Genomic DNA, 13607 nt, shown 5'->3' on the forward strand with positions numbered 1-13607 from the left:
CGCCTTAAGCTCTGCCAAAGTATGCATCTCAAAGGACCCTCCATGCCTTACGATTCGCCCGCCGATTCCAGCGCGACCGGCTTCAAGCCCTACATCCCCGCCAACGCGGAATTGCCCGAAATGACGCTGCGCGCCCTCATCATGGGCACGGTGCTGGGCATGGTGTTCGGCGCCTCCTCGCTGTACCTGGTGCTGAAGGTCGGCCTCACCGTCAGCGCCTCGATCCCGGTGGCGGTCATCGCCATCACCCTGTTCCACACCGCGAAGAAGTTCGGGGCGCGCGAATCGACCATCCTCGAGAACAGCATCACCCAGACCGCCGGTTCGGCCGGCGAATCGCTGGCCTTCGGCCTGGGCGTGACCATGCCGGCCATCATGATCCTCGGCTTCGACCTGGAGATCTCGCGCGTGATGCTGGTGGGCGTGCTGGGCGGCCTGCTGGGCATCCTGATGATGATCCCGATGCGCCGCACCATGATCGTCGAGGCCCACCGCGAACTGAAATACCCGGAAGGCACGGCCTGCGCCGAGGTGCTCAAGGCCGCCGCCACCGAGACCTCGCGCGCCGCCGCCGGCGAAGCGCGCGAAGACGGCTCCGACGCCGCCCGCGACGCGCGCCGGCGCGCCATGCTGATCTTCGGCGGCTTCGGCATCGGCCTGCTGTACAAGACCCTGAGCGTGTCCCTCAAGGGCTGGCGCGACTACGTGAACTTCGAATTCGGCTATCCGCTCAAGGGCGGCTCGGCCGGCGCCGAAGTCTCGCCCGAGCTGCTCGGCGTCGGCTACATCATCGGCCCGCGCATCGCCTTCACGATGGCGGCCGGCGGGGTGCTGTCCTACCTGCTCCTGATCCCGATGATCAGCTTCTTCGGCGAACTGCTCACGGTGCCGCTGGCGCCGGCGACCACCCTGATCCGCGACATGGGACCGGACGACATCCGCAACGCCTACGTGCTCTATATCGGCGCGGGCGCGGTCGCTGCGGGCGGGCTGATCTCGCTGGTGCGCTCGTTGCCGACCATCTGGAAGGGCCTCAGCGCCGGCCTGTCGGGCTTCGGCAAGGGTGCGGCCGGCAAAGGCGCGGACGGCAAGGCCGCGGCGCGCAAGGTCCCGCGCACCGAGCAGGACATTCCGCTCAAATGGGTCATGATCGGCTGCCTGGCCATCATCGCGGTGATCACGGTGGCCACGCCCCTGCACATGAACCTGCTGGGCGCGCTGCTGATCCTGGTGTTCGGTTTCCTGTTCGCCACCGTGTCTTCGCGCCTGACCGGCGAAGTCGGCTCCTCGTCGAACCCGATCTCGGGCATGGCGGTGGCCACGCTGCTGTTCACTTGCCTGATCTTCCTGCTGATGGGCTGGACCGGGGGGCGCTACTACGTCACCGCGCTGTCGGTCGGCGCCATCGTCTGCATCGCCGCCAGCAATGCCGGCACCACCTCGCAAGACCTGAAGACCGGCTACCTGGTCGGCTCGACTCCGCGCCTGCAGCAGTACGCGATCCTGTGCGGCGCCCTGGCCTCGGCCCTGATCCTCGGCCCGATCCTGCTCAAGCTGAACGAAGCGGGCACCGTGTACGTGCCGGCGGCCCAGGTCGCCCCTGGCCTGCGCCTGGACGCGCAACAGTACGCGCAACTGACCGATACCGCGCAGCTGCAGGGCCCGCAGGCGGAAACCGACGGCAAGACCTACAAGGTATGGCAGAAGACCGACCTCGACGGCGGCCCGGCCGGCAAGTACCTGGTGGCCGACGGCGGCCAGCTGGCCTACCTGGTCGACCCGGGCATCAACGGCACCCACAAGCTGCGCCCGGACGGCACCGAAGTGAAGAAGTACGACGCGCCCAAGGCGGTCTTGATGTCCTACATCATCAAGGGCATCCTCGACCAGCAGCTGCCCTGGACCCTGGTGCTGTTCGGCGTGATGATCTCGGTGGTGCTGGAGATGGCCGGCGTGCACGCGCTGGCCTTCTCGGTGGGCGTCTACCTGCCGCTGGTGTCGACCTTGCCGATCGCGGTGGGCGGCATGGTGCGCTGGGTGGCGGACCGCCGCAACAACCGGCTGCCCCAGTACCAGGACCTGAACGAGGAAGAGCGCCAGGCCGCCGGCGACCGCAGTTCGGGCACGCTGCTGGCCTCGGGCTACATCGCGGGCGGCGCGCTGGCCGGCATCATCATCGCCATCACGGCCGGCGTGCTGACCGACTTCGACACCCGCGTGGCGCGCTGGGCCGAGGCCTCGAACCCGTTCTTCGCCGGGCCGGATTCGAACCTGCTGACCCTGATCCCGTATGCCGCGATCGTCCTGCTGCTGTACTGGGTGGCGCGCGAGAAGATAAAGAAGTAAGCACGAAGGCGTAACACCAGAATGGCCCGGGATTCAATGCGATTCCGGGCCATTTTCTTGTCCATCCTGGTTCAGACGAAGGCCAGGTCGTGATGCCGGATCGCGTCGTCCAGCCAGTCGTCGGTATGGCCGAAGCGGTAGCCGAGCGCCTTGGCGCGCGCGGTGTCGAGCGCCAGGGGCGCGGCGAAGTCGAAGGGCGAGAGCACGCCCGGCGCTTGCGCCGGCACTTTCGCGCTGCGCGGCGGCTCGTCGAGCACCGCGGCCACGCGCGCGTGCAGGTCGACCGCCGACAGCGCGCCATCGGATGCCGCATTGACCGGGCCGCGGAAATCCTGCATGCCGGCCCACAGCAGGAAGTCGGCCGCTTCCTGGGCTTCCATGAACGAGACCCGGGCGGCGGCGTTCGCATAGCGCAGCGTGCCGCGCATGCGCACCAGGTCGACATAGTGCGCCAGGCGCCCGGTGAAATCCTCGGGGCCGCCCAGCACGTGGGCCAGGCGCACGGTCGCCAGCGGCAGGCTGCCGTCACGCTCCAGGTAGGCCTCGGCCTGGACCTTGCCCGCCACGTAGCACTCGACGGCGCGCGCCGGGTCGTGCCAGGGGTAGGCGGTATCGATGCGCTGCGCCTGCACGGGCAGGTCGCTTTCGCGCAAGGCTAGCGCGCGCGCCGCCACCTGGCGGTAGGCGTCGATGGTCGAGGTCATCACGTAGCGCCCCACCTTGCCGGCGAAGACGCGGGTCGAGATCGCGGCGTCCAGCGGCGAATAGCACATCTGGTCGAACACGAGGTCGAACGCCTGGCCGCGAAATGCATTGCGCATCGCATGCTCGTTGCGGCGGTCGACGCGGATGCGCGAGAACCGCCCGCCGAAGCGTTCGCCGAAAGGATCCGGCGCATAGCCCCGGGTGGCAATGCTCACGCGGTGGCCTGCACGCAGCAGGCGCTGGACCAGGAGTTTGCCGAAATACCGGGTTCCGCCGATCACCAACACATTCTTTGCCATGACTTTTCCTTAGTGGATCGAGTATATTTTCTGCAAAGCAGCAAAATCCATCAACCGAGAAAAAGTACAGACGTTGAATAAGAAAAACTTACGCATGGAGGCGGCATGAAACCCTTGCGCAGCCTGTCCGGATTGATCGACTTCGAGTGCGCCGCGCGCTGGGGCAGCTTCAAGCTGGCCGCGCGCGAGCTGCACAAGACGCCGGCGGCGGTGAGCCTGCAGGTGAAGCAGCTCGAGGAGAATGTCGGCTTCGCGCTGTTCGTGCGCCATCCGCGCCATATCTCGCTGACCGAGAAGGGCCAGGAGCTGGCCGTCGCCACCGGCCGCATGCTGGCCGAGCTGCGGGCCAAGGTCGCCGCACTGCAGCGCGGCGACGAGGAAGCGGTGCTGCGCATCTCGACCACGCACTCGTTCGCGATCAAGTGGCTGGTGCCGCGCATGCACCGCTTCACCAAGCTGTATCCGGAACTGGACATCCGGATCGACTCCAACGACGCGCCGGTGGACCTGCAGGCCGACAGCACCGACGTCGCGATCCGCTACGGTCCGGTCGCCGACGGCGATCCGGCGGTGCTGTTCCGCGAACGCCTGGTGCCGGTGTACAGCCCGGAACTGCTGGCGCCGGACCAGCAGGCCCTGGGCCTGGCGGACCTGCCGCAGCATCACCTGCTGGTGGTCCAGTCGCCGGAAGCCTGGCTGCAGTTGCTGAACGTGAACCGGGCGCTGAAGGGCAAGTACGACTTCTCGCGCGCGTACACGCACTGGGGTGTGCTGGTGCAGGCGGCGGTGGCGGGGCATGGCGTGGCGCTGGTGCCCTACGGGATCGCCTTCGAGGATATCCAGGCCGGCGCGCTGCGCCAGATCGCCTGCCGCAGCGCGCGTTTCGAAAGCGGTTATCGCTTCCTGGCCAACCCGCGCAAGGAGCACATGCTCAAGGTGCGGCGCTTTCGCGACTGGATGGTGGCGGAGATGGCCGAGATGGAGTCGACCCTGGACCGGCGCTGAGCCGTTCCTGCAAATGAAAACGGCGGCCCGCGGGCCGCCGTTGCACATGAAGCGTTCGAGGCTGAGGGTTCGACGTTTACTTCACGCCGTGCATCAGCTTCTGGATGAGCGGGGCCAGCAGGAACAGCAGCACGCCGCCGCCCAGCAGGATCCAGAAGCCGAAGGTGTAGCCGTCCAGCGCCGAGGTCACCGACATGCCGGTCTCGCCCGACACGTGCGAGGCGAAGATGCCGGACAGGTTGTTGCCGATACCGGTCGACAGGAACCAGCCGCCCATGCCCAGGCCCACCAGGCGGGTCGGGGCCAGCTTGGTGACCATCGACAGGCCGATCGGCGACAGGCACAGTTCACCGATCGACTGGATGGTGTACACGGCTAGCAGGGTCCAGGCCGGAATCTGGCCGACCGGGTCGATCAGGTTCGACAGCGCGTACATCAGCAGGCCGAAGGCCAGGCCGTTGAAGATGATGCCGAGGCCGAACTTGCGCGGGATCGATGGGTTGGCGTCGCGCTTGCCGAGGGTGACCCAGATCGCGGCGATGATCGGCGCGAACACGATGATCGCCACCGAATTCACGGACTGGAAGTACGCGACCGGCATCTCCCATCCGAGGATGTTGCGGTTCACGATCTGGTCGGCCAGGAAGGTGAACGAGCTGCCGGCCTGTTCGAAGAAGCACCAGAACAGGACGTTGAAGAAGAAGATGATCATCATGGCGATGGTCTTGTCGCGCGCGACCTTGCCTTCGCGGATGCCTTCGATGATCAGCATCAGGGCCAGGACGACGAACAGGACGCTCAGCACCGCCTGCAGGCTGCCGGCGCCGGCCTGCAGCAGCAGGTAGACGCCGGGGATCACCAGCAGCGAGCCGATCACCACGCCGATCAGGCGCTTCGGACTGGCCAGCTCGCCGACCGGCGCGCCGATGCCTTTGAGCTGCTTGCGGCCGATGTAGAACCACACCAGGGCGAACAGCATGCCGAGGCCGGATGCGAAGAACACCGCCTTGTAGGCGGGCACGGTGCCATCGCTGAGCCACTGCGCCAGTTCGCCGGTCACGATCGGCGCGAAGAATGCGCCGGCATTGATGCCCATGTAGAAGATGGTGAAGCCCGAATCGCGGCGCGTGTCGTGCAGCGAATACAGCTGGCCGACCATGGCCGAGATGTTCGGCTTGAACATGCCGTTGCCGACGATGATGGTCGCCAGTCCGAGCTTGAAGATGTCCTGGTTGGGCAGCGTGATCATGAACAGGCCTGCCGCCATGAAGACGGCGCCGACCAGGATCGAGCGCTGGTAGCCGATCACGCGGTCGGCGATGTAGCCCCCGAAGACTGCGCCGGCATACACCAGTGCGAGGTAGGAACCGTAGGTCAGGTTGGCGTCCGCCTGGCCGACCGCGTCACCGCCGTAGAACTGGGCGACGATGTAGAGCACCAGGGCCCAACGAATGCCGTAGAAAGCGAAGCGCTCCCAGAATTCGGTCATGAAGAGCATCCACAGCGGTGCTGGATGGCCCATGATCTGCCTGAATTCCGGAACGTCTCCCTTGGCTGAAGTAGCTGCACCGCTCATGCGGTTCCTCCCGAAGATAGTGTTTGAATCGATGGTTTTTATTGGAATATCTGTATGCCGGAAATTCCATTAGGCACGCATTTTAGTGTAAATCGCTCATCGCAAGCGAACTTTTTCGGCTTGTGGTATTGACGTTGGCGCGAGCGGCGCGGCAGCGCGTGGCATGCCCGAATCGGGGCGCAAAATGTTGCACTTTGGCGTATATTGGCAAACAGGCCAATACGTATTACCGATTGAAAGGGAAAACAAAACCATGACCCATGAAGTTGTCGATGTCCTTATTTCTCCGGAAGGCCGCCTCGAAGTCCTGTCGAAAGCCGAAGTCGCCAAGCTGCTCGACACCAGCAAGAGCGGCCTGTACGACATATTCCGTAAATGCGCGCTGGCCGTGCTCAATACCGGCAGCTCGATCGACGACGGCAAGGAACTGCTGGAACGCTACCGCGATTTCGAGATCAGCATCCTGCAGCGCGAGCGTGGCATCAAGCTCGACATCCGCAGCGCCCCCGCGATTGCCTTCGTCGACGGCAAGATGATCCGCGGTATCCACGAGCACCTGTTCTCGGTGCTGCGCGATATCGTCTACGTGCATTTCGAAGTCACCGACAACCCCAAATTCGATTTGAACCGCCCGGAAGGCATAACCGACGCGGTGTTCCATATCCTGCGCAACGCCAACGTGCTGCAGGCGCAGCGCAATCCGAACCTGGTCGTGTGCTGGGGCGGGCACTCGATCAACCGGGTCGAGTACACCTACACCAAGGAAGTCGGCTACGCGCTCGGCCTGCGCGAGCTGGACATCTGCACCGGCTGCGGACCGGGCGCGATGAAGGGCCCGATGAAGGGCGCCGCGATCGGCCATTCCAAGCAGCGCATCGCCGGCGGGCGCTATCTCGGCATTTCGGAGCCGGGCATCATCGCGGCCGAGTCGCCCAACCCGATCGTCAGCGACCTGGTGATCATGCCGGACATCGAGAAGCGCCTGGAAGCCTTCGTGCGCACCGGCCACGGCATCATCGTGTTCCCGGGCGGCGCCGGCACCGCCGAGGAAATCCTGTACATCCTGGGTATCCTGCTGCATCCCGAGAACGCCGAAGTGCCGTTCCCGCTGATCTTCACCGGCCCGGCCACGGCGCGCGCCTATTTCGAGCAGATCGACCAGTTCATCGGCCTGACCCTGGGAGCGCAAGCCCAGAAGCGCTACAAGATCATCATCGACGATCCGGAAGCGGTGGCCAAGGAAATGTATGCGGGCATCAAGGAAGTGCGCGAATTCCGCAAGGCGCACAGCGACGCCTACTACTTCAACTGGCGCCTCAAGATCGACCCGGAATTCCAGAAGCCCTTCCGTCCGACCCACGAGAACATGCGCAACCTGAAACTGCACCGCGGCCAGGAATCGCACATGCTGGCGGCGCACCTGCGCCGGGCCTTCTCGGGCATCGTGGCCGGCAACGTGAAGGAAGAGGGGATCCGCGCGATCGAGCAATACGGCAAGTACGAGATCCAGGGCGAGAGCGCGATCATGGAGCCGATGGATGCGCTGCTGGCCTCGTTCGTGGAGCATAGCCGCATGAAGTTGCCGGGCAAGGCCTATACGCCTTGCTACACCATCGTTCAATGAATCCGTAGGGTGGACGGCTCTGCCGTCCGCGCGTCCAGATCTTGCGTGCGATGTGACAGCGCGTTTATTCGAACATGCGTTGAACGCGCGGTCGGCGAAGCCGACCACCCTACAAAAAAAGCGGCCGAGGCCGCTTTTTTCTCGAGCATGTCAACGCTCAGTCTTCCTTGCGCAGGTGCGGGAACAGCAGCACGTCGCGGATGTTGGGCGAATCGGTGATCAGCATCATCAGGCGGTCGATGCCGATGCCGCAGCCGCCGGCCGGTGGCATGCCGTATTCCAGCGCGCGGATGTAGTCGGCGTCGTAGAACATCGCCTCGTCGTCACCCGCGTCCTTGGCGGCCACCTGCGACAGGAAGCGCGCAGCCTGGTCTTCCGGATCGTTCAGCTCCGAGAAGCCGTTGGCGATCTCGCGGCCGACCATGAACAGTTCGAAGCGCTCGGTGATGCCTTCGCGCGCGTCCGAGGCGCGGGCCAGCGGCGAGACTTCCACCGGGTAGTCGATGATGAAGGTCGGCTCCCACAGCAGCGCTTCGGCGGTCTCTTCGAACAGGGCCAGTTGCAGCGCGCCCAGGCCGGAGGTGGCAAAAGGCTTGACGCCGAACTTCAGGAGTTCCTGCTTCAGGAAGTCCATCGAGTTCAGCTGCTCGGGCGTGTAGCCCGGCGCGTACTTGTCGATCGCTTCGACGATGGTCAGGCGCTGGAAGGGCTTGGACAGGTCCAGCTCGCGGCCGCCATAGCTCAACACGGCGCTGCCGTGGGCGTCGACCGCGGCCTGGCGGATCACCCCCTCGGTGAAGTCCATGATCCACTTGTAGTCGGTGTAGGCCGCGTAGAATTCCATCATCGTGAATTCCGGGTTGTGACGGACCGACACGCCTTCGTTGCGGAAGTTGCGGTTGATCTCGAACACGCGGTCGAAGCCGCCCACCACCAGGCGCTTCAGGTACAGCTCGGGCGCGATGCGCAGGTACATTTCCATGTCCAGCGCGTTGTGGTGGGTAACGAAGGGCTTGGCCGCGGCGCCGCCCGGGATCGGGTGCAGCATCGGGGTCTCGACTTCCATGAAGCCGTGTTCTTCCATGAAGCGGCGCATCGAGGACATCGCGGCGGTACGCGCCTTGAAGGTGCGGCGCGTCTCTTCGTTCATGATCAGGTCGACGTAGCGCTGGCGGTACTTGGTCTCCTGGTCGGCCAGGCCGTGGAACTTGTCCGGCAGCGGGCGCAGCGATTTCGCGATCAGGCGCAGCTTGCTGACCTTGACCGTCAATTCATCGGTCTTGGTCTTGAAAAGAACGCCTTCGACGCCCAGGATGTCGCCCAGGTCGTAGTGGTGCAGGGCTTCCATCGCTTCCAGGCCGGCATTGTCGAGCGTGACGTAGATCTGGATGCGGCCCGACGCCGCCGGGCCCGAGCTGTCCTGCAGGGTGGCAAAGGCGGCCTTCTTGCCGGCTTCGCGGCGCAGCATCATGCGCCCGGCCAGCACCACGTTCACCGGTTCGGCTTCCAGCTCCTCGCGGCTCTTGCCGCCGTAGGTCTCGACCAGGTCGGCCGCCTTGTGCTGCGGGACGAAGTCGTTCGGGAAGGGGTTGCCCTGCTGGCGCAGCGCGGCCAGCTTGGCGCGGCGCTCGGCCATGATCTTGTTTTCGTCATGCGCCGCGACGGGCGACTGGTCTTGATTTTCCGTAGTCATGATTGGATAGGCAGTTCTTGTTGGCTTGTTTTGATGAGCTCAGGCGAACAGCAGTTCGGCCTTGAGTTCCGAGAAGTCGCGCACGATGGCGATGACGTTGTCGAATTCGGCAAACGCGGCAGCGGGCAGGGTGGTGGTCAGGACGATGCAGCGCATGCCGGCGCGGCGCGCCGCTTCCACGCCCAACGGCGCGTCCTCGAACACGATGCAGTCGGCAGGCGCCGCGCCACACAGCTGCGCCGCCTTCAGGAACACGTCCGGGTGCGGCTTGCCGCGCGCGACATCGCCGGCGCCGACGATCGCATCGAAATGGCGGCGCAAATCCAGGCCGTCGAGGGTGAACGCGACGTTGGCCGGCGGCGCCGCGGTGCCGACCGCCAGCTTCACGCCGTGCGCCTTGGCCTGTGCGAGCAGTTCCTCGAAGCCGTCGACCGGCTTGCGGTGCGGCCCGTACAGCTCGCGGTAGACCGATTCCTTCTCGTGGTTGAGCTGGGCGACTTCCTCATCGCCGAGCCCCTCGCCCAGGTAGGCGCGCATGATCTCGCCACCCTGGCGGCCGGCCGTGGCCCGGAAGAATTCGTCCGGGTCGAGTGACTGGCCGCGGCGCGCGAAGAAGGTGATCCACGAATCCGTGTGGAAGGCCATGTTGTCGACGATGGTGCCGTCCATGTCGAACACGAAGGCCTGTTGGGCACGCGTCATTTATACGCCCTGCTTCAGCGAAGCCGAGATGAAGTCGTCCAGGTCGCCGTCCAGCACGTTCTTGGTGTTGCCGGTCTCGAAGCCGGTACGCAGGTCCTTGATGCGCGACTGGTCCAGCACGTACGAGCGGATCTGGTGGCCCCAGCCGACGTCGGTCTTGGAGTCTTCGAGCTTCTGCTGCTCGCTCATGCGGTTGCGCAGCTCGAGCTCGTACAGCTTGGCGCGCAGCATGTCCCATGCCTCGGCCTTGTTGCGATGCTGCGAGCGGTCGTTCTGGCACTGCACCACGATGCCCGACGGGCCGTGCGTCAGGCGCACCGCGGAGTCGGTCTTGTTGATGTGCTGGCCGCCGGCGCCGGATGCGCGGTAGGTATCGATGCGCACGTCGGCCGGGTTGATCTCGATCTCGATCGAATCGTCCACTTCCGGGTACACGAACAGCGAGGTGAACGAGGTATGGCGCCCGTTGGCCGAGTCGAACGGCGACTTGCGCACCAGGCGGTGCACGCCGGTCTCGGTGCGCAGGTGGCCATAGGCGTATTCGCCGTCGACCTTGATGGTGGCGGTCTTGATGCCCGCGACCTCGCCCTCGGACTGTTCCAGGATCTCGGCCTTGAAGCCCTTGCGTTCGCAATAGCGCAGGTACTGGCGCAGCAGCATCGAGGCCCAGTCCTGGGCTTCGGTGCCGCCGGCGCCGGCCTGGATGTCGATGAAGCAGTTGGCGTGGTCCATCGGGTTGCTGAACATCCGGCGGAATTCCATCGCCTCGATGGTCTTCTGGATCGCTTCGGCGTCGCTGCCGATCGACTCCAGGGTGCCGTGGTCGCCTTCTTCCTTGGCCATCTCGAACAGGTCGGTGGAATCAAGCAGGTCGGACTTCGCTTTCTCGAGCGTCAGCACGACCGCTTCCAGCGCCTTCTTTTCCTTGCCGAGGTCCTGCGCCCGCTTCTGGTCGTTCCAGACGGCGGGGTCTTCGAGTTCCTGGTTGACCTGTTCTAGTTTCTCCGACTTGCGATCGAAGTCAAAGATACCTCCGAAGTTCGGCTTCACGGCTGGTCAGGTCGTTCAGCAGGGCGGAGATGGCGTTGATGCGTTCAGCTTCCATGGTCTGGGCAGTCTCTTGATAGGTTGAATCGAACCTTCGATTATACCCCAGGCCGGCGCGTGCCGGCGTCCGGGCCGCGCCTTCAGCGTCCAGTTCTTGCTCCGGCGCCCCGGGCTGGCATATCATCCCCCGGTTCCGTTCCCTTCCTCGCCCATGGCCATCCACTTGCGTTACCAAATTTGCATCGCGCTCGCCCCGGCGCTGTTCACCGCGCCGTCCTTCGCGGCCAAGCCGCCTGCCGCCGGCACCACCGCCCTGCTGGCCGTGCTGGAGACGACCGACCTGCATTCGAACCTGGTCGGCTACGACTACTACAAGCTGGCGCCCGAACCCTCGCACGGCCTGGACCGCACCGCCACGCTCATTCGGCAGGCGCGCCAGGAATTCCCGAACACGCTCCTGCTCGACAATGGCGACACCATCCAGGGCACGGCGCTGGCCGACTACCAGGCCCAGGTCAGGCGCGTGGACTGCGGGCAGACGCTCGGCATCTACAAGATCATGAACCGGCTGCGCTACGACGGCGCCGGGATCGGCAACCACGAATTCAACTACGGCCTGGACTACCTCGGCCAGGTCACCGGCAGCCGCTTCCGCGGCGCCGGCACCGAGCAGCCGAAGCGCTGCGCCGGCCCGGCCTTCCCGATGGTGCTGGCCAACGTCTACAGCGCCAGAACGAAGCAACCGCTGTTCAGCCCCTACGCCATCATCGACAAGCAGGTCGAGGCGCGCGACGCCACCGGCAAGGCGGTGAAGGCGACCGTGCGGGTCGGGATCATCGGCTTCACGCCGCCGACCATCATGGAATGGGACAAGCGCTGGCTGGAAGGGCGCGTGTTCACCACCGGCGTGGTGGAGGCCGCGCAAAAGTACGTGCCGGAGATGAAGCGCAAGGGCGCCGACCTGGTGATCGCGATCTCGCATGGCGGCCTCGATGGCGCGCCGTACTCGCCGGCGATGGAAAACGCCAACTGGCACCTGGCCAAGGTGGCCGGCATCGACGCCATGCTGCTGGGCCACGCGCACCAGTTGTTCCCGAGTGCGGACAGCAGCGCGCCCCAGTTCAATCTGCCGGGTGTCGACAAGGCCAGGGGCCTGGTGCACGGAGTGCCCACGGTGATGGCCAACCTGTGGGGCAAGCACCTGGGCGTCGTCCAGCTGCACCTGAAGCACGACGGCAAGCGCTGGACCGTGGAACAGGACAAGACCCGGGTCGAGGCGCGCGCCGCCCAGACTGGCGCCAAGTCGTATGTCGACGCCGACCCGGGCGTGATGGCGCTGGTGAAGGAAGAACATGAAGCGACCATCCGCTATGTGAAGACGCCGGTCGGCGCGACCGAGTTCCGCATGTCGAGCTATTTCGCCGACGTCGGCGACATCTCGGCCCTGCAGCTGGTCAACCAGGCCCAGACCGCGTACGTGCGCCGTTTCGTGGCCGCCAACCTGCCGCAGTACAAGGACTTGCCGGTGCTGTCGGTGACGGCGCCGTTCAAGAGCGGCATCGCCGGCCCGGCCGACTATACCGACGTGAAGGCGGGCGACCTGGCGCTGAACAATGCCGCCGACCTGTACCTGTACCCGAACGCGCTGTACGCGGTGAAGGTGAACGGCGCCGAACTGAAGGCCTGGCTGGAGAAGGCGGCGCAGCGCTTCAACACCATCGACCCGGCCAAGACCGAGCCGCAGCAGCTGGTCAACCTGGCGGTGGCCAGCTACAACTTCGACACCGTGACCTCGCCCGAGGTGTCGTACCAGATCGACCTCACCCGTGCGCCGGGCGAACGCGTCAGCAAGCTGAGCTGGCGCGGCCAGCCGGTTCTGCCTGCGCAGGAATTCCTGGTCGCGACCAACAACTACCGCGCCAGCGGCGGCGGCCACTTCCCGGGCCTGGACGGCAGCAAGACCGTGATCGCTTCGCCGGACAACAACCGCGAGGTGATGATCGGCTACATTCGCGACGCCAGGCGCCTGACCCGCGCCGCCAACGCCTCGGCGCGCAGCTGGCGCTTCGCGCCCGTCAAGACCGCCGGTCCAGTGGTGTTCTCGTCGGCGCCCGGCATGATCGACCTGGCGCACGAGGCCGGGCTGCACAATGTGCGCCAGCTCGCGCCGGACGACGGACGCGGCAAGGGCATGGCCCTGTACGCGATCGACCTGTCGCAATGAAGCGCCTGCTTGCGGCGGCGCTGGCCGCGCTCATGATGGTCCAGCCGGCGCTGGCCCAGCACGGCGACGAGGGCGATGTGGCCCTGCGCCGCGCCCAGAGCTACCGGGCCAACGGCGACGCCCCGCTCGCCGCGCACTGGCTGGGCGTGGCCGCCGCGCGCGGGACGCCGGAGGCGATGTTCCTGCTGGCGAGCATGCTGCTGGAGGGCGAGGGCGTGCCGAAGGACGAGGCGGCCGCGCGCCGCTGGCTGGAGCAGGCGGCGCAGATGGATTACCCGGAGGCCTGGCAGCAGCTGGGCATGATGGAGCAGGATCCGGCGCAGGCCGCGCAGTACTTTCGCAGGGCGGCGCACGCGTTGACGCACCGGGGTCAGGGCATGCGCTAG

Annotated in this window: 10 protein-coding genes; 5 read left to right on the plus strand and 5 right to left on the minus strand. The window is 65.7% G+C overall.

Annotation, left to right across the window (positions count from 1 at the left end; genetic code table 11):
* Window positions 1-42 precede the first annotated feature (42 nt).
* Window positions 43-2346 carry an oligopeptide transporter, OPT family gene (locus IM543_11750; protein QOY96425.1) on the plus strand — a complete coding sequence of 768 codons (2304 nt, stop codon included), beginning with the start codon at window positions 43-45 and terminating at the stop codon, window positions 2344-2346.
* A 71-nt stretch (window positions 2347-2417) separates the two neighbouring features.
* Here IM543_11750 and IM543_11755 read toward each other — a convergent pair whose 3' ends face one another.
* Window positions 2418-3350: an NAD-dependent epimerase/dehydratase family protein gene (locus tag IM543_11755; GenBank protein QOY96426.1), complete on the minus strand. Its 933-nt coding sequence runs from the start codon at window positions 3348-3350 to the stop codon at window positions 2418-2420.
* Window positions 3351-3455: 105 nt separating this feature from the next.
* Between IM543_11755 and IM543_11760 the strand changes: the two genes are divergently transcribed.
* Window positions 3456-4355: a LysR family transcriptional regulator gene (locus IM543_11760; GenBank protein ID QOY96427.1), complete on the plus strand. Its 900-nt coding sequence runs from the start codon at window positions 3456-3458 to the stop codon at window positions 4353-4355.
* 76 nt (window positions 4356-4431) lie between these two features.
* On the opposite strand, the gene IM543_11765 is transcribed toward IM543_11760, so the two are convergent.
* The gene (locus tag IM543_11765) at window positions 4432-5931 is read right to left on the minus strand and encodes an MFS transporter (protein ID QOY96428.1); all 1500 of its coding nucleotides are present in this window, start codon (window positions 5929-5931) and stop codon (window positions 4432-4434) included.
* Window positions 5932-6184: 253 nt separating this feature from the next.
* Between IM543_11765 and IM543_11770 the strand changes: the two genes are divergently transcribed.
* Window positions 6185-7555 (plus strand): LOG family protein, encoded by a 1371-nt coding sequence (locus tag IM543_11770; protein ID QOY96429.1) that lies wholly within the window; start codon window positions 6185-6187, stop codon window positions 7553-7555.
* A 157-nt stretch (window positions 7556-7712) separates the two neighbouring features.
* On the opposite strand, the gene lysS is transcribed toward IM543_11770, so the two are convergent.
* The 3 genes from lysS to prfB form a co-directional block, all read right to left on the minus strand.
* On the minus strand, window positions 7713-9248 hold the full coding sequence (lysS, locus tag IM543_11775) for a lysine--tRNA ligase (GenBank protein ID QOY96430.1): 1536 nt from the start codon (window positions 9246-9248) through the stop codon (window positions 7713-7715).
* Window positions 9249-9287: 39 nt separating this feature from the next.
* Entirely contained in the window at window positions 9288-9950 is a 663-nt protein-coding gene (locus tag IM543_11780) for an HAD family phosphatase (protein QOY96431.1), read from the minus strand.
* Window positions 9951-11055 (minus strand): peptide chain release factor 2 gene (gene prfB, locus IM543_11785; protein ID QOY96432.1). Its coding sequence is split into 2 segments (ribosomal slippage): window positions 9951-10973 and window positions 10975-11055, totalling 1104 coding nucleotides; the frame shifts between segments, so codons are not numbered across the junction. It abuts the gene before it with no gap.
* A 153-nt stretch (window positions 11056-11208) separates the two neighbouring features.
* Here prfB and IM543_11790 point away from each other — a divergent pair.
* Window positions 11209-13221: a bifunctional 2',3'-cyclic-nucleotide 2'-phosphodiesterase/3'-nucleotidase gene (locus IM543_11790; protein ID QOY96433.1), complete on the plus strand. Its 2013-nt coding sequence runs from the start codon at window positions 11209-11211 to the stop codon at window positions 13219-13221.
* Window positions 13218-13607, plus strand: coding sequence for a sel1 repeat family protein (locus IM543_11795; GenBank protein QOY96434.1), 390 nt, complete (start codon window positions 13218-13220; stop codon window positions 13605-13607). The genes IM543_11790 and IM543_11795 overlap by 4 nt, the downstream gene beginning before the upstream one ends.

The organism is Massilia sp. UMI-21, from assembly GCA_015277795.1.
In the GTDB taxonomy this organism is placed as follows: domain Bacteria; phylum Pseudomonadota; class Gammaproteobacteria; order Burkholderiales; family Burkholderiaceae_D; genus Telluria.